This window comes from Streptomyces sp. NBC_00259 (genome assembly GCF_036181745.1).
GTDB classification, from domain to species: domain Bacteria; phylum Actinomycetota; class Actinomycetes; order Streptomycetales; family Streptomycetaceae; genus Streptomyces; species Streptomyces pratisoli.
In genome coordinates this window covers 7,256,955-7,276,842 of record NZ_CP108080.1, presented here as the reverse complement: position 1 = coordinate 7,276,842, position 19,888 = coordinate 7,256,955, and the positions used below count along the sequence as shown (strand labels likewise).

12 protein-coding genes are annotated in these 19,888 nt (G+C 71.9%); 10 read left to right on the top strand and 2 right to left on the bottom strand.

Translation table 11 applies throughout. From position 1 onward, the window contains the following. Window positions 1–77: 77 nt before the first annotated feature. Window positions 78–3,569 carry a phosphodiester glycosidase family protein gene (locus OG766_RS32625; protein WP_443045570.1) on the bottom strand — a complete coding sequence of 1,164 codons (3,492 nt, stop codon included), beginning with the start codon at window positions 3,567–3,569 and terminating at the stop codon, window positions 78–80. Between the two features lie 311 nt (window positions 3,570–3,880). Here OG766_RS32625 and OG766_RS32620 point away from each other — a divergent pair, with 311 nt between their 5' ends. Continuing rightward, the gene (locus OG766_RS32620; protein ID WP_328726974.1) at window positions 3,881–5,167 is read left to right on the top strand and encodes a M48 family metallopeptidase; all 1,287 of its coding nucleotides are present in this window, start codon (window positions 3,881–3,883) and stop codon (window positions 5,165–5,167) included. Window positions 5,168–5,305: 138 nt separating this feature from the next. On the opposite strand, the gene OG766_RS32615 is transcribed toward OG766_RS32620, so the two are convergent. After that, window positions 5,306–5,833: a transglycosylase SLT domain-containing protein gene (locus tag OG766_RS32615; RefSeq protein ID WP_266385339.1), complete on the bottom strand. Its 528-nt coding sequence runs from the start codon at window positions 5,831–5,833 to the stop codon at window positions 5,306–5,308. Window positions 5,834–6,278: 445 nt separating this feature from the next. Between OG766_RS32615 and OG766_RS32610 the strand changes: the two genes are divergently transcribed. The 9 genes from OG766_RS32610 to OG766_RS32570 all read left to right on the top strand — a co-directional run bounded on the left by OG766_RS32610 (window position 6,279) and on the right by OG766_RS32570 (window position 19,850). Beyond that, window positions 6,279–6,707 carry a pyridoxamine 5'-phosphate oxidase family protein gene (locus OG766_RS32610; RefSeq protein ID WP_266385342.1) on the top strand — a complete coding sequence of 143 codons (429 nt, stop codon included), beginning with the start codon at window positions 6,279–6,281 and terminating at the stop codon, window positions 6,705–6,707. A gap of 253 nt (window positions 6,708–6,960) precedes the next feature. Then, complete coding sequence (locus OG766_RS32605) at window positions 6,961–8,004, top strand: LacI family DNA-binding transcriptional regulator (RefSeq protein WP_266385345.1); 1,044 nt, start codon at window positions 6,961–6,963, stop codon at window positions 8,002–8,004. 123 nt (window positions 8,005–8,127) lie between these two features. Beyond that, the gene (locus OG766_RS32600; RefSeq protein WP_328726973.1) at window positions 8,128–9,366 is read left to right on the top strand and encodes an ABC transporter substrate-binding protein; all 1,239 of its coding nucleotides are present in this window, start codon (window positions 8,128–8,130) and stop codon (window positions 9,364–9,366) included. Window positions 9,367–9,376: 10 nt separating this feature from the next. Next, window positions 9,377–10,336 (top strand): carbohydrate ABC transporter permease, encoded by a 960-nt coding sequence (locus tag OG766_RS32595; protein WP_266385350.1) that lies wholly within the window; start codon window positions 9,377–9,379, stop codon window positions 10,334–10,336. Between the two features lie 6 nt (window positions 10,337–10,342). Continuing rightward, window positions 10,343–11,158: a carbohydrate ABC transporter permease gene (locus OG766_RS32590; protein ID WP_266385353.1), complete on the top strand. Its 816-nt coding sequence runs from the start codon at window positions 10,343–10,345 to the stop codon at window positions 11,156–11,158. Window positions 11,159–11,252: 94 nt separating this feature from the next. Further along, window positions 11,253–13,595 (top strand): alpha-xylosidase, encoded by a 2,343-nt coding sequence (gene yicI, locus OG766_RS32585; protein ID WP_328726972.1) that lies wholly within the window; start codon window positions 11,253–11,255, stop codon window positions 13,593–13,595. 47 nt (window positions 13,596–13,642) lie between these two features. Continuing rightward, on the top strand, window positions 13,643–14,656 hold the full coding sequence (locus tag OG766_RS32580; RefSeq protein WP_328726971.1) for a serine hydrolase: 1,014 nt from the start codon (window positions 13,643–13,645) through the stop codon (window positions 14,654–14,656). 201 nt (window positions 14,657–14,857) lie between these two features. Next, on the top strand, window positions 14,858–15,982 hold the full coding sequence (locus OG766_RS32575) for a mechanosensitive ion channel family protein (RefSeq protein WP_328726970.1): 1,125 nt from the start codon (window positions 14,858–14,860) through the stop codon (window positions 15,980–15,982). 148 nt (window positions 15,983–16,130) lie between these two features. Beyond that, window positions 16,131–19,850, top strand: coding sequence for a S8 family peptidase (locus tag OG766_RS32570; protein WP_328726969.1), 3,720 nt, complete (start codon window positions 16,131–16,133; stop codon window positions 19,848–19,850). Window positions 19,851–19,888 lie beyond the last annotated feature (38 nt).

The window sequence follows — 19,888 nt, the reverse complement described above, 5'->3', positions numbered from 1 at the left end:
TTCCGGCGCACGCACAGCGGGACCCGGGTCCGTCCGCTCGGACGGGCCCGGGTCCCTGAGGGGCCGGATGCGCAGGGTTACGCGGCCGGGGCCAGGCCCGCGCCCTGGCGGGCCACGGCGAAGCGGGCCTCGGCCTTGGCACCGTTGACGGTCACGGCGAGCGTGCCCGTGCCCGGCCGCAGACCGGTGAGCCTGCCCGTCGCCGGGTCGTACGCGGCGATGTGCCACGGCCTGGCGCGGTCGGGGTCGCCGACGTACACGTTCGGCGAACCGCTCCAGTCGGCGCTCAGCGGAAAGCCCACCGGCACCTCCCGCGCTGCGGTGCCCTCGCCCTGGACGACCGTGGCCGTGACGGCGGTGCTCTGCCGGGCGGGCAGCGACGCCGGGGCGGTGAGCGTCAGAGCGTCGACGTGGGCCCGTGTCCCTACGGTCAGCCAGTCGGGGCCGCCGCGCCACGGCTGGCGGCGCGCGGCGGCCTGCTGGGCCTCGGACACCCGGTCGATGCCGACGAGCGACCAGCCGGTGAAGCCGCCCTCGTCAGCCGCAGTGGCCGGGTTCTTACCGGAGTTGCCGTTGATCAGGTACGGGACGCCGTCGACGTGCTCGGCGTGGAAGGTGCCGACGTGGCTGCCGATGAGCCCGACGCCCTTCCCCGTCGTACGGCGGAAGCCGGCGAGCCAGCTCTCCAGCATCGCTGCCTCCTTGCGGTCGCCGAGCTGGCTGCCCTTCTGCGGCGTCGGATCGCGCGGCGGCACGTGCTGGATGACCATCACGGAGCCGATCCGCGGGTCCGTGGCGGCCGCGTCCAGCTGCCGGCGGAGCTCCTTGATCTGCGCGAACCCACCGCCCCGCAGGCCGAGGCTGGAGGTGTCGAGCGTGATGAAGCGGGTGCCCTCGTGGTCGAACGTCCGCTGAGCGGGGCCGAATTCGGCCACGAAGTTGTCGATCTTCCCGCCCATCACCTCGTGGTTGCCGGGCACGTAGTACCAGGGCAGCTCGTCGCCCAGCTCCTCCTCCAGGATCGTGCGGGCGAAGGCGAGGTCCGCGGGCGAGCCCTCGTCGACGAGGTCGCCGTTGATGACCAGGAAGTCCGGACGGGCGGCCTTGATCTCCCGCAGGGTGCGCCGGGCCTGCGCGACGATCGGGCTGCCGGGGCTGCGCGCGACGAACTGGGCGTCCGACATCACGGCGAACCGCCGGTCCCTGCCCTCGGCCCCGGCGGCCGTGCCGATGAGCGGGTCGCGGTGCACCGGCTCGTCCGGCAGCTCGACCGCGGGCGGCACCTTCGCCGTGAGATCGTCGATGACGATCTTCCCGGTGTACGAGCGGGCGGCCGCGGTCTCGGCGAGGTAGAAGCGGTAGCCGGTCAGCGGATAGGAGACGCCGGCGGGGACGGCGAACTCGACGTACTTCCACCCGGTCCAGGTGATGTAGGGCCCGCGCAGCAGCTGGTCCGAGCCCGCCGAGTCCTTCAGGTGCAGGGTCGGCCAGGCACCGTTCCCGTCGCCCTTGATCCACATTCCGAACGACTGCGGCTGGCCGTCGACGGGTATCTGCTGCCCGGGCGGGTTGGCGTACGCGGCACGGGTGGCGGTGGACTGGGTGAAGTCGTAGCTGATCTCGAGACCGGTGCCGGTGTGTCCGTCCGCCACCGGCGCCACGGATCCGGAGGCGCGGGCCGCGCTGAACGTCCAGCGGTCGGCGTCGTCGAAGGTCGCCTCCTGCTGTTCGGCGAGCCCGACGGTGACGGCGAGGACCGTGCTCCTGCCCGCGACCGTCGCCTTGACCTGGCCGGCCGCGGGCTGTGTGGTGCGGGCCTTCACGGTGAAGCCGCCGCCGGTGTCGGCCGTGATGGCGAACAGGGCGTGGTCGTAGTCGAGTTCGACGTCGCGCGGCTCGACGGGCGCGCTGGTGCCGTGCGCGTCGAGGCCGATGACGCCGAAGCGCCCGGACGCCTGCGCATCGGCGAGACCGACCCGCCGGGTGGAGGTCCTGATCCGGTCCAGCTCGTCGAGGACGGTCAACCGGACGCTGCCGCGTGCGCTTCCGCGCTGCGCGGTGACCTTCGTGCTGCCGCTGTGCCGTGCGGTGAACACCCCGTCGTGGCCGACGCGCCCGACAAGAGGGTTCTCCGCGTACCAGAGCGGCGTCCCCTGCGCCGGACCGTAGGTCTCGTCGTATCCGGCCGCGGTGAGACGGCGGCTGAGTCCGGGGAAGACCCGCTCGGGGTGGCCGCCCCTGACCGGGTCGGCACTCGGCGCGGAGCCGGGGTCCGTCGCGGTCTCGACCCAGTAGCCCTCGAGCCGTCCGCTGCCGTCGGGGGCGGTGAGGGCGAGACCGTTGGGGACGGTCCGTTCGGTGCCGTCGGAGGGGCTGTTCTCCACCTGCGTCGTGTCGCTGCCCGGCTCGCGGGCGACGAGTGTCGAGGAGCCGCCGCCGTCGAGGTTGATGGCGTTGTACGCGCCCGCGCGCTGCATCATCAGGGCGAGTTCGGTGAGGGTGGTGCCACCGCTGTCGGCCTGGCGGCCGTCCACGCTGAGGACGTGCATCCTGCTGCCGTCCTGCGAGAAGCCGACGGCGGTGCGCGGGGCCGCCGTGTTGTTGCCGCCGCCCTCGTGGTCGACCGGCTTGCCGTCGACGACGAGGAGTTCGTTGGCGCCGATGGCGGTCCGCGGCACGTCTCCGGTGCCGGCGCGCGGGCGGTACTCCATGGTGACCGGGTCGCCCGCGGCGAGCGCGGCGAGCGCGTCGGCCCCAGTGTCCCGGCCGACGAGCACGGTCGTACCGGCCGGGACCGGTCCCTTGCCGGGCGCGGCGGCCGCGGTGGCCACCTTCCCGTCCACGACGGTCACTTCGGCGGTGCGCTGTGCTCCGTCGACGGTGAGGGCGCGGTCCGCCTCGCCCCACTGGGCGTTGTAGGCGCCGATGCCGTTCGCGGGGACGTTGGCGGCGTTGAGCGCGGCGAGTGGCCGGGCGCCCGCGGGGAGGGTCAGTGTGCCGTCGAAGTAGAGCTGCAGGATGCGGCCCGCGTCGGCGGGGCCGAAGCCGACGGCCCGGTGGTAGCCGGTGGCGGGCGAGTTGACGAGCTGTCCGTCGTCGATGGCGACGCCGCTGGGAGCCCCGGTCTGGTTGATGTCGAAGAAGTCACCGTTGATCGCGGCGACGGTGCGGCGGCCCGGCCCGGGGTCGTGCTCGGCGGCGAGCTGGGAGACGGTCCTGCGGGCGGCGACTTTGCCGGGGTAGAGGTAGTCGACCTTGGTGCCGCCGGTGAGGTCGACGGAGAGTGCGTCGACCCGCAGCCACTTGTCGGACTCCAGGCGGTCGTACGAGGTCAGCTCGACGCCGGGGGCGAGCGGACGGGTGTTGCGGGCGGTCTCCAGCCCGTCGCCCTCGGCGATGGAGAAGCTCTCGAAGCCGTCGGCGCCGGTGCCCTCCGTATTGCTCGCGGCGGGCGGTGAGACGGGCCTCAGCATGTCGGCCGCCGACCGTGCGAGCGGCTCGGGCGGCGGTGCGGTCCCGGCGGCGGCCGGCCCGACGGCGCCCAGCGCCAGGGCGGTGCACGCCGCCACGACGACCGCAGATCTAGTGAATCCAGCTGACAGCACGGCAACTCCGGTGAAGGCGGACCAAGTGCGCCTGCTGCGCACTCATCGGCGCTTCAGCATCGCGGCGCAACAGGTGCCCTGTCAGGGGGGCGTTGGGGACATCGCGGAGAACAGCTGGTCTCGACCTGTCGCCCGCTCCGGTCCACGCCGCCTGATCACGATCCGGAACAGGGCCTTCCGGTGGCTTTACACCGGAACGGCGACATGATCAGCTGTGCCGCGCAAAGATCGGAGCGGCCTCTGGGGAGGGGCCGAGGGGAAGGGGAGGCGCGCTGATGCGCACCACCATGGAGGAAGCGACTCAGCCGTGCCCGGAGTGCGGCGTCGAGATCCGCGTGGACGGCCGGTTCACCACGTGGTGCGCCGCCTGCGACTGGAACGTGGATCCGGAGCGGCCCGACCGCGCGGAGCCGGGACGGCTCGACAGCCTGCGCCAGGCACTCGCCCACCGGCACGGCGAGAAACTGCTGGCGGAGGTGAGCGCCGGGGAGACGCCGCGTCCGCGGCGCGACGCCGCCGGCGTGCTGGCCCATGTCCTCGCCCTGGCCGTTCACGGTGTCACCGTGGCGCTGCTCGTCGGCGGTCTCTGGCTGGTGGTGACGGGATGGGGCGGCGCGGCAGTGGTGCTGGGGCTGTTCCTGCTGCTGCTCTCATGGACGCTGCGTCCGCGGTTCCCCGAACTGCCCGACGACGAACCCGTGCTGCGCCGGGCCGACGCTCCCGAGCTGTTCGCCCTCATCGACGAGGTCGCCGCCGTGGCCGGCACCAGGAGCGTGGACGCCGTCACCGTCAGCGCCGCCTTCAACGCGAGCGTGACGACGTACGGTGTCCGCTCCCGTCGCGTACTGACGCTCGGGCTGCCCTTCTGGGAGACCCTCACTCCGCAGCAGCGGATCGCCCTGCTGGGCCATGAACTGGGCCACTACAGCAACGGGGACACCCGCCACGGGCTGGTCATCGGGACCGCGTTCCACTCACTGACCACGTGGCGCTACTACGTGGCGCCGATCCCGGACCCGAACGTCGTCGAGATGCTGGTGAACCTGTTCTACGTGGTGCCGCGCACCCTGGTCCAGGGCCTGCTGATCCTGCTCGACCGGCTGACGCTGCGGGCGACGCAGCGCGCCGAGTACCTCGCCGACGCGATGTCCGCGCGTGCCGGGTCCACCGAGGCGGCCGTGGGGGTCATGGACAGGATCCTCGTCGCCCACTCCGCGGAGAACATGCTGCAGCGCGAGGCCAGCAGCCGGCAGGTCCGGACACGCGGTGCCCGCTCGCCGGAGCAGCCCTGGCACGGGCTGTGGGAGCGTCTGGCCGCGCACATGGCCACGATTCCGGAGGGCGAGTACGAACGGCAGCGGCGTGTGGGTGCCCTCAGGGGACACAGCGTCGACTCGACGCATCCGCCGACCCATCTGCGGCGCGCGTGTCTGCTCGTCGGCGAGCCGCTCGCGGCCGCCGTGGTCGCGGACGCCGGCAGGGAGAGCCTGATCACGGCCGAACTCGCCGAAGCACGCAACGTACTGGCGCAGCGGGTGGTCAGGCACGGGCTGGGGCACTAGGAGGCGTCCTCCGGACCGTATCGAGCCCGGAAACGCCCGTACGACGCCGGCAGAGGCCGGCGTCGTACGGGTGCGCGTTCAGGGAAGTGGCAACGGAGCCGGAGTGGTCACGGGTCCGGATGCCTGCCCGGTGTCTTGTCAGTAGGCGGAGTCGACGTTGTCGATGGAGCCGTACCGGTCGGCGGCGTAGTTGGCCGCGGCGGTGATGTTGGCGACCGGGTCGGTCAGGTCGTGCTTGGTGCCCTTGACGTGGTAGGCGTCGAAGGTCGGCTGGATGACCTGGAGCAGACCCTTGGAGGGGGTGCCGTTCTGGGCGTTGACGTCCCAGTTGTTCTGGGCGTTGGGGTTGCCGCTGGACTCGCGCATGATGTTGCGCTTCAGGCCCTCGTAGCTGCCGGGGATGTTCTTGGACTTCATGATGTCCAGGGCCTCGTTGATCCAGCCGTCGAGGTTGTCGGCGTAGGCCTTCTTGGCCTTCTTCGCCGGAGCGTCGGCCGCCGCAGCCTTCTCCGCCGTGACGCTCACCGAGGTGTGCTCGGCGGCGTGGGCGGGCGAGGGGGCCAGCGTGAGAGCCGCTGCCGCGGCACCCGCGGTGGCGATGCCTGCGACGGAGAGCTTGCGAAGGCGGGCGATGCGGCTGGTGCTGGTCTGAGCGTTGGCGGTCATACGGAGGGACTCCAATGAGTGACATCAGTGGGGGCGAACCGAAGGCCGGTTCGGCGAGAGCGACGATCGGGCGGGACGGGATCCGACCGGTCCGGCGCGTTGCTCCCCCGGAACGTCAGCCATGGTTAACGGCGCCTGGAGCGGAGCGCAAAGATGTGACGTACTACCCCAGCACTGAGGGAATGTCCGGAATCATCCGCCGCGCGGCCTTTTCCCGGGGAGAGGGGCGGCCCGCCGCTACTAGCCTCCTTAGGACGTGACCTGGCTCCTATGCCTGGCATCACATCCACGGGGCCGCTCGGACCCCTTCGGTGACGTGGAGCCCGGGGCCGTCACGCTCCGCACGCGGGTACGGGGATGGCGCCCGGGCGCGGCGCACCCGGCTCGCCGGGTGCCCGCCGCTTACGCTGCTCGTGCTCTTGCGGCGACCGAGGAGGACGGCACAGTGCAACTCGACGAGATCAAGGCGGAAGGGGCGCGCCTCTCCCCGTGGGTCCACATCGCCACGGTGGGCGCGGACAACAAGCCGCACGTCGTCCCGGTCCACCCGGCGTGGGAGGGCGACACCCTCTGGTTCTCCACCAGCACCAAGAGCGTGAAGGCCCGCAACATCGCGGTGAACCCCGCGGTCGCGATGCACTGGCAGGTCGACGAGAGCGGCGACGGGGTGATGATCTGGGGCACGGCGACCGTCCACACGGACCTCGACACCAAGCGCCGGCTGTGGACGGGCCTGTTCGACTACGACCTCAACGACTTCATGCCCGACGGCCCGGAGACGCCGGACGCCGCCTTCGTGGCGGTCGCCCCGGACCGCGCACTGGCCCTGAAGCAGTTCGGCATGGCGGGCCGCGACACCTGGCGCCGCAGCTGAGCCCTGCGCCACCGGCGGAAAAGGGACGCCAAAGGGACGCCAAAGGCGTCCGCTCCCCGCGTCGCCGCCGGGTTCCGGGACCACGTCCAGCACAGCGCCGTCGCGTCACTTCGCCCCGGATATCGGCCGGGGTATTGCCCTCACGACTTCGGGCTGCTTAGAGTCACGCCGGTTCATCGAATCGATTCGATGAATTCGACGGTTCCGGCGGACCGGCACGGACCGGCCGCCGCGGCGCGATGGGCAGGTGGTCATGGCCACGATCAAGGATGTCGCCGAGCGGGCGGGCGTGGCGCCCAGCACCGTCTCGTACGTCCTCAGCGGATCCCGCAAGATCTCCGAGGACACCCGGCGCGCGGTGCAGGCGGCGATCGACGACCTCGGCTACCACCCGCGCGCCAGCGCCCGCACCCTGCGCAGCGCCCGCACCCACGTGCTCGCGCTGGCCGTGCCGCGCGTACCCGGCGCGTACCGGGCGATCGACGGCCGGTTCGCCATCGACATCACGGACGCCGCACGCGGCCACGGCTACGACGTCCTGCTCATGACCGACCTGGACGGTGTCGGCGGGATGCGGCGGGTCGCACGCAGCGGGCTCGCGGACGCGGCGGTGCTGATGGCCGTCGAGCAGCGCGACCCGCGCATCGACGTCCTGTGCGAGCTGGGTTTCCCCACCGTTCTGCTCGGCCATGACGACCACGCCGAGGTGCCCTGGACCGACCTCGACTGGGAGGCCGCCGTCGCGCTCGCCGTGCGCGAGACCGTGGCGGCCGGCCACCGGCGGATCGTCTTCCTCGCCTCCGCCGAGCACGAGATCGCCGCCCGCCGGGGCTACGCGCTGCACGGCCGCGACGGTGCCCGGCGGGCCGCCGCGGAGACCGGGGCCGAGGTGCGGGTGCTCCCCTCCCACGGCGATCCCGATGTGCTCGGGCGCCGACTGCGCGAGGCCCTCGCCATGAGTCCCGCCCCCACCGCGCTGGTCGTCCAGCATCTGATCCTGCTCCCGCACCTGCTGGACGCGATCGCCGGGGCCGGGCTGCGGGTGCCGGACGACCTGGCCGTCGTGCTCGTCGGCAGCCTCCCGGACGAACTCGGCATCCGGCATCTGCCGCGGATCGATCTGCCCGTGGCGGAGATGTCCACGGCCGTGGCCCGGCTGGCGGTCGAGGCGATCGGAGGCGGCTCCACCGCCCCGGCGCCCCGACCGGCCACGGATTCCGGAGCACCGCACCATCTGATCCCGCCCCGGATGGCCGCCTCCGGGCCCCCCATCGCCCCACCGCCGGCGCAGGGCTGACCCGCACGGCGGGCTCGCACCGGTGACCCCACGAGCCCCCGCGACGCGGTCCGCTCCGCCGTCCACTCCCCGTCCCCCGCGTGTCCCCGCATGTCCAGAGCCGCACATGTAATGGAGAACCGAATGCCGTCCAGAGCAGGGCGCATACCCGTCCCCGTGGTCGCCGTGCCCCTCGCGTTCAGCACCCTCGCGCTGGGGCTGACCGGCTGCGCCGCCGAACCCGACCCGGGCACCGTCACGGTGCTCAACTCGGCCACCGACACCGCCGAGCACACGGCCAACCAGCGGTTCTTCGACCGCTGCGGCAAGCCGCTGGGCCTCAGGGTCGAGCAGATCAGCGTGCCCGCCGACCAGGTCGCGTCCAAGGCGCTGCGGATGGCGTCGTCCGACTCGCTCACCGACGTCCTGGAGCTCGACGGCTCGGAGCTGCCGCAGTTCGCGCAGACCGAGGGCCTGAGGCCGCTGGCGGAGGCCGGGGTCGACACCGCCGGCTTCTCCGCGAGCGCCACGTCGCTCGGGTCGTACGACGGCACCCAGTACGGCATCGCCCGCTCGGTCAACTCACTCGCCCTGATCTACAACACCAAGCTCCTGAAGGACGCGGGCATCGCGCCCCCCACCACCTGGGAGGAGCTGCGGGCCGCCGCGAAGGAGCTGACGGCCGGCGACACGTACGGGATGGCCTTCAGCGCGAGCCCCAACGCGGACGGCGTGTACCAGTTCCTGCCGTTCTTCTGGTCCGCGGGCGGTGACGAGGCCCGCATCGACAACGGCAAGGGCGAGGCCGCGCTCCAGCTGTGGAAGGACCTCGTGGCGGACGGCTCCGCCTCGAAGTCCGTCGTCAACTGGAACCAGCAGGACGTCAACGACCAGTTCATCGCCGGCCGCGCCGCGATGATGATCAACGGACCGTGGCAGGTACCGGTCCTCAGCGCCCAGAAGAACGTGGACTGGGCGGTCGCGAGCATCCCGGTGCCCGAGGCGGGGAAGGCCGCGGTGCCGCCCATCGGCGGCACCGTCATGGCCGTGCCGAAGAACGACGACGACCCGGCGCGCGAGAAGAACGCCGGCAAGCTCCTCAACTGCCTCAACACCGAGAAGAACCAGCTCCAGTGGGGCGAGTCGGTCAACAACGTGCCCACCCGCGCGGCCGCGGCCCAGGCGTACGCGCGGCAGAACCCCAAGCTCGCCGCCTTCGCCGAGCTGGTCACCACGGCCCGCTCCCGCACCGCGAAGGTCGGCACCGGCTGGCCCGTCGTCGGCGACGCGCTCGCGGGCGCGTTCCAGTCCGTGCTGACCGGACGGACCAGTCCCGGACAGGCCCTGCACCGGGCGCAGCAGCAGGCCGCGGCGGGGAAGTGAGGAACCGGCCATGACCACCATCACCTCGATCGCGCCCGCCACGGGCACCGCCGGAGCCCGCACCGCGTCCGACCGCTCGGCGCGGAGCCGCGGGCTGCTGCGCTGGCTCTTCGTCGTCCCGGCGCTCGCCTACATGGCGCTCTTCTTCGGCTACCCGCTCGTCCGCAACATCGTGATGAGCTTCCAGCACTACACACCGAGGACGTACTTCACCGGCGAGGCCCCGTTCAACGGCCTCGACAACTGGCGAGCCGTCTTCGCCGACGAACTGTTCACCGACGCCCTGGGGCACACGGCCCTGTTCACCGTCGGCTCGCTGCTCGGCCAGTTCACCATCGGCCTGGCCCTCGCCGTCTTCTTCTCCCGCCGCTTCCGGCTCTCCGGCTTCATCCGCGCCGTACTCCTGCTGCCCTGGCTGGTGCCGATGGTGGTGTCCGCCGTCGTCTGGCGGCGCATCCTCGACCAGGAGCACGGGATGCTGAACACCGCGCTGCACGCGGTGGGACTGGTCCCCGCGGACGGGGTCCCGTGGCTCAGCAGCCCCGGCGTGGCACTGTTCTCGGCGATCCTGGTCAACATCTGGATCGGCATCCCGTTCAACATGGTCATCCTCTACGGCGGCCTCCAGGAGATCCCCCGGGATCTGTACGAGGCCGCGGCGCTGGACGGCTCCGGTGCCTGGCGCACGTTCCGCAGCATCACGCTGCCGATGCTGCGCCCGGTGATCACCGTCGTGCTGGTGCTGGGCTTCATGTCGACGGTGAAGATCCTCGACCTGATCCTGGCGCTGACCTCGGGCGGTCCCGCCGACTCCACCCAGACGCTGGGCACCGTCACGTACCAGCTGTCCTTCCTCCAGCTCGACTTCGGCCAGGGCGCCGTCGTGGGCAACGTCCTGATCCTCATCAGCGCGGTCTTCGCCGTGCTGTACCTGCGGGCCAACCGCGCCGACTTCGGCAAGGGGAAGTGACCGACGATGAACCGTCTCCGTTTCCGCTCCGCCCGGAACACCACCGCCGCGCTGCTGATCCTCGCCGTGCTGCTCTTCCCGGTCTACTGGATGCTCAACACCGCGCTCCAGCCCGAGGCGAGCATCGCCGCCACCCAGTGGTTCCCCACTTCGCCGGGCCTGACCAACTTCGACACGGCGATCAGTACCCAGGGCGGCTCGCTCCTGACCAGCCTCGCCGTCGCCCTCGGCGCTGTCGTCGTCTGTCTGGCGCTCGCCGCGCCCGCCTCCTACGGGCTCGCCCAGTTCGGACTGCGCGGCGGCCAGGGCATCGTCTTCACCACGCTCATCACCCAGATGGTGCCGGGCATCGTCATCGCGAACGCCCTCTACAGCGCGTACGCGGAACTGGGCCTGGTCAACTCCTATCTGGGGCTGATCCTCGCGGACGCCTCCCTGGGGCTGCCGTTCGCGATCGTCCTGCTGCGGGCGTTCATGGTGTCCATTCCCGGCGAGGTCGTCGAGGCCGCGATGGTGGACGGGGCGAACCGCTTCACCGCGTTCGTACGGATCGTGCTGCCGATGAGCCGCAACGCCCTCATCACGGCCGGTCTTTTCACGTTCCTCTTCGCCTGGTCGGACTTCATGTTCGCGCTGACCCTCAACACCACGGACGACGTCAAACCGATCACGCTCGGCATCTACCAGTTCGTCGGCGCGCACGTCAGCGACTGGGGCGCGGTCATGGCGACCGCCGTGCTCTCCGCCGTGCCGGCGGCCGTGCTGCTCGTCGTCGCCCAGAAGTACATCGCCGCCGGGATCACCGGCGGGTCGGTCAAGTAGGACGGACGCACATGGGTTTCCCCGAGTACCGGCGGCCGATCGTCGCCCACCGCGCCCGTAACGGCAACCGCACCACCCCCGGTAAGGACCCCCGATGAAGTTCACCGACGGCTACTGGCTCATGCGCGACGGCGTCCAGGCGTCGTACGCGGCCGAGGTCGCCGACGTACAGGCCACCGATGACCGGTTCACGCTCTACGCGCCCGTGCGGCAGGTGACCGACCGCGGCCACACCCTCAACAGCCCACTGCTGACCGTCGAATGCTGGTCCCCCGCCGACGGCGTGATCGGGGTCCGCACCACCCACCACGCGGGAGCCGCCGAACGTGGCCCGGAGTTCGCGCTGCGTACCGAGCCGGGCCACACGGCGAAGGTCACCCGTGAGGGCTCGCTGCTGGAGCTGACGGCCGGGGAGCTGTCCCTGCGCGTGGACACCGCGGCCCCGTGGCGGCTGGACTTCACCGCCGACGGCCGCACCCTCACCTCGGCCGGGGCCCGCGGCACCGGTTTCGCGGTGACCGGCGACGGCGGACACCACTCGCTGGCCCAGCTCTCCCTCGGTGTCGGCGAGCTGGTGTACGGGCTCGGCGAGCGTTTCACCCCGTTCGTCAAGAACGGCCAGACCGTGGACATCTGGCAGGCCGACGGCGGCACCGCCAGCGAGCAGGCGTACAAGAACGTGCCGTTCCATCTGACCAACCGTGGCTACGGCGTCTTCGTGAACCACCCCGGGCAGGTGAGCTACGAGATCGGTTCGGAGGCCGTCGGGCGGGTGCAGTTCAGCGTCGAGGACCAGTCGCTGGAGTACTTCGTCGTGTACGGCCCCACGCCCAAGGACGTCCTGAACCGCTACACGGCGCTGACCGGCCGCCCGGCGCTGCCGCCCGCCTGGTCGTTCGGCCTGTGGCTGTCCACGTCCTTCACCACCTCCTACGACGAGGAGACGGTCGGCCGCTTCGTGCGCGGCATGGCCGAGCGCGACATCCCGCTGGGCGTGTTCCACTTCGACTGCTTCTGGATGCGCGAGTACCAGTGGTGCGACTTCGTCTGGGACCCGGACGTCTTCCCGGACCCGGAGGGCATGCTGCGGCGCCTGAAGGAGGAGCACGACCTGCGCGTGTCGGTGTGGATCAACCCGTACATCGCGCAGAAGTCCGCGTTGTTCGCCGAGGCCAAGCGCCACGGCTACCTGGTGCGCAGGGCCAACGGCGACGTGTGGCAGTGGGACCTGTGGCAGGCGGGCATGGCCCTGGTCGACTTCACCAACCCCGACGCGCGCGAGTGGTACGCGGACAAGCTGCGGGTGCTCGCCGCGCAGGGCGTGGACTGCTTCAAGACCGACTTCGGCGAGCGCATACCCACCGATGTCGTCTGGCACGACGGCTCCGACCCGGAGCGGATGCACAACTACTACACGCAGCTCTACAACGAGACCGTCTTCGACGTGCTGTGTGAGGCCCGGGGGGCCGGCGAGGCGGTGCTCTTCGCCCGCTCCGCGACGGCGGGCGGTCAGCAGTTCCCGGTGCACTGGGGCGGGGACTGCGAGTCCCACTTCGGTGCGATGGCCGAGTCCCTGCGCGGCGGACTCTCCCTGGGCCTGTCCGGCTTCGGCTTCTGGAGCCATGACATCGGCGGCTTCGAGGGCACGCCGACGCCCGAGGTGTTCAAGCGGTGGGTGCAGTTCGGGCTGCTGTCGTCGCACAGCCGGCTGCACGGCAGCAAGTCCTACCGGGTGCCGTGGGACTACGACGAGGAGGCGGTGGCGGTCACCCGCGACTTCACCCGGCTCAAGCACCGGCTGATGCCGTACCTGTTCCGCGCGGCGCAGCAGGCGGCCGAGCGGGGAACGCCGGTGATGCGGGCGATGGTGCTGGAGTTCCCGGACGACCCGGCCTGTCACACACTGGACCGGCAGTACATGCTCGGCGACGATCTGCTCGTGGCACCGGTGTTCTCCGCCGACGGCGTCGTCGACTACTACGTACCCGAAGGCGTCTGGACGCATCTGCTGTCGGGCGAACGGATCCAGGGACCGGGCTGGCGGCGCGAGCGGTACGGCTACGACAGCCTGCCGCTGCTGGCCCGCCCCGGCTCGGTGATCCCGTACGGCGAGAGCGACGACGCCGCGGTCTACGACTGGGCGCGCGGGGTGACGCTGCGGGTCCACGCGCCGGTCGACGGGGCGACGGTGGTCACGCGCGTCCCGGGCGGCCCTGACGGCACGGCGGTCGCCTTCCGTACCCGCCGCGAGGGCGACAGCCTCACCGTCGAGTCGGAGGGTGCGACCGGGCCGTGGCGGGTGCTGCTGGTCGGGGCGGGGGCGGAGCCGGGCGAGGGGTCGCCCGCACCGGCGTCCGCCGAGCCGGCCGGCCTCGGCACGCTGCTCACCGTCCCCGCGGGAACGACCACGGTCACGGCACTTCTCACAGGGAGTTAATCCCCCTCTTACGGTGGGCGCAGTCGGTGTCCCTACCGTCGCTGGGCATGGGCGAAGGCATACCCGAACAGGTCGGCGGGCACGGCGGCGGCTCCCGGGCACTCCACCCGGTCGCGCACCGTCTGGTGCGCTCCGTGGCGGGCACCGCCGTCGTGCTGGCCGTCGGCGCGACGGTGGCCGCGGCGTACGGCGCGGCGCACGCGGGGAACGGCGCCGGGCGCACCGCGGAGGCGGCGGCCTCGGTGACCACCGCGGCACCGTCGCCCTCGCCGACTCCCTCACGCTCGATGTCGCCGTCTCCATCCGCTGCGCCGTCACCTTCGCCCGCCGTGGATCTGGCGACGGTCCTTGCCCCGGTCGCGGCCGAGGCGGACGGCGGGCTGTCGGTCGCCGTACGGGATTCCACGAGCGGTCGCAGTGCCGTGTACGGCGAGGAGGCTTTCGACAGTGCCAGCATCGCCAAGGTCAACATCCTCGCGACGCTGTTGCTCCAGGCCCAGGACGAGGGCCGGGAGCTGACCGCCCTGGAGAAGTCGCGGGCGGTGACGATGATCGAGAACAGCGACAACGCCGCCGCGCTGGCGCTGTGGCGGGCCATCGGCAGGGCGGAGGGCCTGGAGGTGGCCGACGAGCGGTTCGGGATGACCTCGACGCGGGGTGGGGCCGGGGATCTGTGGGGTCTCACCCAGACCACGGCCGCTGATCAACTGGCACTGCTCGACGTCGTCTTCGGGGACAGCGGCTCACCGCTGACGGCGGCCTCGCGGGCGTATGTGTCGCACCTGATGGGCAACGTCTCCGCGGGCCAGGACTGGGGCGTCTCGGCCGCCGCGTCCACCGGTTCCGAGGGGGCCGGGACGGCCCTCAAGAACGGTTGGCTCCCCAGGTCGGCAACGGGGCTGTGGGTCATCAACAGCGTCGGCAGGATCGAGGCCGACGGCCGGACGTACCTCGTCGCCGTGCTGTCCGACGGCAACAGGTCGAAGCAGGCGGGCGTCGGCACGGTGGAGGACGCGGCGCGGGCGGCGGTGGCGGCGGTCGGCGTGCTCAGCGGTCGATGACGGATGGTGGGGCCAGCAGAGTCACGGCCCACGGAGTGCGGCAGGATGGCACGTCGCGCCCGGTCGGTTCCGTACGGCCGGCGCGACCGCACGAACACGTACTCCAGAACACACAGGTGGCACGGTGACGACACATCACATCCGGCTCACGGCGGTAACCACCGCCCCCCGCACCGGGGTCAGCGCGCCAAGGGGGAAGAAGTGACCCGGACTCTCACTCCGCACGATCTGATCGTCGCCGGAATCGCATTGGCCGCGGGCATCGCGGCCGCATTGCTGCTTCGCGTGCTCCTGAGATGGCTCGGTGAACGGGCCGTGAGAACCAACTGGAGCGGCGACGACATCATCGTCCACGCGCTGCGGGCTCTCGTCCCCTGGGCCGCGATCACCGGTGGCGCGGCCGTCGCGGCCTCGGTGCTGCCGCTGACGTCGAGGGTCGAGCGCAACGTCACCATGACGCTGACCGCGCTGCTCATCGTGGCCGCGACGCTCACCGTCGCGAGGATCATCGCCGGACTGGTGCAGGCCCTGGCGCACGCCCGGTCGGGTGTCGCCGGGTCGGCCACCATATTCGTGAACATCACCCGCGTCGTGGTGCTGGCCATGGGGTTCCTCGTCATGCTGGAGACCCTGGGCGTCTCCATCGCGCCGCTCCTCACGGCACTGGGCGTGGGCGGTCTGGCGGTGGCCCTGGCCTTGCAGGACACACTGGCCAACCTGTTCGCGGGCGTGCACATCCTGGCTTCCAGGACGGTGCAGCCCGGTCACTACATCAAGCTCAGCAGCGGCGAAGAGGGTTACGTCGTCGACATCAACTGGCGTAACACGGTGGTGCGTACGCTCTCGGACAACCTGGTCATCATCCCCAACACCAAGCTGTCCGGCACCAACATGACCAACTTCCACCGTCCCGAACAGCAGATGACGCTCAACGTCCAGGTCGGAGTCGGCTACGACAGCGACCTGGAGCATGTCGAACGGGTCACGATCGAGGTCGTCGAGGGCGTGATGACCGATGTCACCGGTGCGCTGCCGGAGCACGAGCCCCTGGTCCGCTTCCACACGTTCGGTGACTCCAGGATCGGCTTCACGGTGATCCTCGGGGTCGGCGAGTTCAGCGACCAGTACCGGATCAAGCACGAGTTCATCAAGCGCCTGCACCAGCGGTACCGGGCGGAGGGCATCAGGATCCCCGCTCCCACGCGGACCGTCTCCGTGCAGCAGGCGGCCGGGCAGTCGACGGACGGGCAGCAGTCGGACGTCCATCTGTCCGGGCTGCCCATTCCGGCCCCGCGTCACACCGCGGAGCAGGTTCCGGCGAGCTGAGCTCCCGGCCGGTCGATGGCGGTCATGTGCCACGGCGGGAACCCGCCTGCGTCACCCACTGGCACCGCGTCAACTCCTGTCTGTGAATGGGGCGTCGGCTCACCGGCCGGCGCCCCTTCACCATGCTTTCGAGGAGTTGGCAGCAGGGATGAGATCGAGAACCGTGGCCGTGGTGGCGGCCACCACGGCGGCGCTGCTGGCCGCCGGCCTGCCCGCCGCGGCCGGGCCCCAGCCGGACGCCGGACCCGGCCACTCGGCCCCGCCACCGGCGGCGGCCCCCGGTCAGCGCACCGTCACACTGGTCAGCGGCGACCGCGTGAGCTTCACCGGTGGCGGTGACGACCTTCAGGTCAGCGGGGTCACCCCGGCAAAGGGCCGGGAGAACACGGCGTTCACCCGGGCCAGGGTCGACGACCACGAGTACGTCATTCCGGTCGACGCCACCCAGGCCCTGGCCGACGGGCGCGTGGACCGGCAGCTCTTCGACATCACCGCGCTCGCCGCGCAGGGGTACGACGACTCCGCCCGGGCGGACATTCCCCTGATCGCCACCGCGCGGTCGGGTCCCTCGCTGCGCGGGGCGGCCGAGCAGGGCACGTTCCCCGGCCTCGGACTGACGGCCCGTACGGTGCGCAAGGCCGACGCCGCGAAGGCCTGGCAGGGCTTCCTCGCCGCTACGGGGGCGAGGTCGCGTACCGCCGCGCCCGGCAGGCTCTGGCTGGACGCCAAGGTCGAGGCGAGCCTGGACCGCAGCGTCGCCATGACCGGCGCGCCCGACGCCTGGCGCAAGGGTCTCGACGGCAAGGGCGTGAAGGTCGCGGTGCTCGACACCGGCTACGACGCGGCCCACCCCGACCTGAGGAACAAGGTCACCGCGGAGAAGAACTTCACCTGGGACGAGAGCGTCGCCGACCTCAACGGCCATGGCACGCACGTCGCGTCGACCGTCGCCGGCAGCGGCGCCGCCTCCAAGGGCCGCTACAAGGGTGTGGCGCCGGGGGCCGAGCTGCTGGTGGGCAAGGTCCTCGACGGCGGCGGCTCCGGTTACACCAGCTGGATCCTGGAGGGCATGGAGTGGGCGGCCGGCCAGGACGCCGACATCGTCTCCATGAGCCTCGGCTCCAGCCTGCCGAGCGACGGGAGCGATCCGCTCTCCCAGGCGGTGGAGACCCTGTCCGCCGACGACGGACCGCTGTTCGTCGTCGCCGCGGGCAACGACGGCGCCCCGCGCACCATCGGCGCACCCGCCGCCGCGCCCAGCGCGCTGACCGTCGGCTCGATCACCAAGGAGGGCGGGATGTCGTCGTTCTCCTCCCGTGGCCCCGCGATGGCCGACGGCGGCGTCAAGCCCGAGATCACCGCGCCCGGCAGCGCGATCACGGCGGCCCGCGCCGCGGGCACCCTCCACGACGCCGCGGGCAGCGAGTTCTACGCGACGATCAGCGGCACCTCCATGGCGACCCCGCACGTCTCCGGGGCGGCCGCCATCGTCAAGCAGCAGCACCCCGACTGGGACGCACAGCGGCTCAAGTCCGCGCTGGTCGCCACCGCGGACCCGGTCGACGGGGCGGGCGTGTACGAGCAGGGCGCGGGCAGCGTCGACGTGCCCGGCGCGCTCGGGTCCAAGATCACCGCGACCCCCGCGGCGGTCTCCGCCGAGCTGCTCTGGCCATACGGGGGGAGCCCGACGCGTACCGTCACCTACCGCAACGGCGGCAGCAAGGACGTCCGCCTCGGTCTGTCCCTGGACGGGACGGCTCCGGTGTCGCTCGCCACGCGGCAGCTGACCGTCCCGGCCGGCGGGACCGCCGTCGCGACCGTGCGCATCGACACGGGCCGGGCCTCGGCCGGCGCGCACAGTGCCTGGATCACCGCGCGCGGCAGCGACGGCAGCAGGGTGCGCACGCCCGTCGGTGTGGACGCCGAGGGCCCGAGCGCCACGCTCACCCTCGAACCCGCGGCCACGCGGCCCGGTGTCGAGGCGGCGTACACCAACCTGGTGGTGCAGAACGAGAAGACCGGCGAGTCACAGCTGGTCGGCCTCACCACCGGCGCGGAGGAGCTGCGGCTGCCCGTCGGCGACTACCGGGTCTTCGGCGGGGTCTGGGAGTACGTCCGCTACGGCGAGGCGAGCGTCCCCGAGACGTCCGTCGCGGTCGCCCAGCCCGTCTCGCTGACCGCCGACCGCACCCTGAGGACCGATGTGTCCGCCGCGAAGCCCGTCACGATGGGCATCGACGACCCGGACATGCGCGTCAACGAGAACGGTTCGGCGACGGGCATCGTCTCCACGACCGGGGCGGGCGGAGTGTCGGGGCTCGCCGCGCCGCTGTTCAACGGCGCCTACAAGTCGTACGCCGTGGGCAGCGGCCGCATACCCGGGCTGACGTACTTCTCCGCGGCCTCCTGGGAGCAGCCCTATGTCCGGGCCACGACGGTCGGCGGGGCCGGCACCCCGGTCGACGTGCCGGTGCGGCTGGTGTCGTGGCAGCGGCTGGAGTGGGACCTGGAGAAGCAGGTGGTCGACGCGGGCAGCGGCGAGGACCTGTCCGGCCTGGAGCTGAAGGACCGGATCGTGCTGTTCGAGACGGGCTGGCCCGTCCCCTGGGACGAGCAGGACCGGCGCTACGCGGCGATCGAGGCGCAGCAGCCGGCCGCGATCCTGATGTCCGGATCCGCCTCCATCGACCCGGCCGATCCGCCACTGGGCATCGACGCCCACGGCGTGGCGCTGCTGCGCGACCGGCTCGCCAAGGGCGAGGTGACCCTGCGCATCAAGGGCGAACGCAACGGTGAGCGCACCTACTTCACCTTCCACACCCATGACGACGGGGTTCCGGCCGGTGCGCACTGGCAGGACCGGCGCCGGGATCTGGCCCGCGTGGACCACAGCTTCCGCACCACCGGCTACCCCAACGATCCGAAGGGGATCTACGGCTGGGTGACCCACCGGGGTCTGCGGCTCGCCCAGCAGTCGACGCTGTTCCGCGCGCCGCACCGCATGAGCGCGTACTACGCGCCCGGCGTGCCGTGGACGACCGCCACCTTCGAGTACGCGATCGACGCCGACGGTCCGCTCGGTGTGCAGTACTCGGACCCGACCGTCCACCGCGCGGGACGCACGGTCGCCGACAACTGGCTCACCGGCCCGTTCAACCCCTCGCTCTCGGTGACCGGCCATGACGGCCGGCCGCAGGCCACGCGGGACGGGGACAAGCTGCGGCTGGCGCTGCCGATGTTCTCGGACGCGGCCGGTCACCGGTCGGACCCCGCGCGGGATCTGGAGTCCGGGGAGACGGTGCTGCGCGACGGCTCGGGCACGGTGCTCGACCGCAACGACGAGCCGGGGCAGGGTGTCTTCGACGTGCCGGGACGCGGCCAGTGGTACGAGCTGACGTCGACCGCGCACCGCGACCACCCGGAGTGGACGCTGGGCACCCATGTCACGGACACCTGGCGTTTCCGTTCGGAGCACACCCGCGAGGAACGGCCGCTGCCGCTCCTGGACACGCGCTACGACATGGCAGGACTGGACGGTGACAACTCGGTGCCCGAGGACCGGGTGTTCACCTTCGGTCTCGGCTTCGGCCGTCAGGCGGGTGCCCACGGCGCCGACGTGGACCGGGTGTCGGTCCAGTACTCCACGGACGACGGTGCCACCTGGCGGGCGGCGAAGGTGCGCGGCCGGGACGGCGTGCGACAGGTGACCGTACCGGCGCTGAAGACCGGCTGGGTCTCGCTGAGGGTGAGCGCCGAGGACCGCTCCGGGGCGTCGGTCACGGAGACGGTCACCCGGGCCTACCGGGTCGGCTGCGCGGAGTACTGGTGCGCGTACGCACCGGGCTGGCCGCACTGGCCGGCCGGCTGAACGGCACCGCACCGCACCTCAGCTCAGCTCAGCTCAGC